The following is a 655-nucleotide window of genomic DNA, read 5'->3' on the forward strand; positions in this document are numbered from 1 at the left end:
AACGTCGAGATGTCTCATAAACAGAGAAAACTAGAAATCTTATTCATCTTCGGACAGTCCATCAATTTGCTTGAGAATATTTCTCATATCATCAAGTCTTCTCGCATAAAGGCTTGCGGAATAGGTGGATTTGTAAATCGGATTTTCTTTGATGAGCGACAGATTCCCGTTTGCCTGAATGACATCATTCAGACTCAGAATAAGCCTCTCACCTACACGACCAAAATAGCCATCATTTTCAATGTAGGTGAGAATCGAGTTCAGCTCAAACTTTGCATACTCTTCTCTATTCGGGAATTGCTCATAAAATCTGATAAAGTCAGATGCAGCTTCATGTCCAATTTTCCCAATAAGATCATTAAATCGGTCAATCCGATCTCTACTAAGCTTGACGGAATTTCCGTATTTAACTTCATTCCAGATTTTCCCGCCTTGTGGAAAGCTGGGAGTTATCCAACCAACTTTCATGAGCTCATAATCGGTATCGCCTATGAGTTCTTTAATCCTCTCGGATCTAATGCTCCGCTCGACATAGGCGTCAAGGATCCAGTTAACCTCGATCTTGAGGGTTTGAGCGACGGAAACTGTTTCATTCTGTTGCTTTCGTTCCTCTCGATGGTCGTCAGCCCGAATCTGTATCGTAATCATGAAGGCT

At 41.5% G+C, this 655-nt stretch carries 1 protein-coding gene; it reads right to left on the minus strand.

Going from position 1 to position 655, the window contains the following annotated elements:
* Positions 1-39: 39 nt before the first annotated feature.
* Positions 40-655 (minus strand): hypothetical protein (locus A9Y75_RS25900; protein ID WP_236721547.1); only part of this gene is annotated, 616 nt, incomplete at its 5' end.

It is taken from the genome of Trichormus sp. NMC-1, assembly GCF_001858025.1.
Classification (GTDB): Bacteria; Cyanobacteriota; Cyanobacteriia; order Cyanobacteriales; family Nostocaceae; genus Anabaena.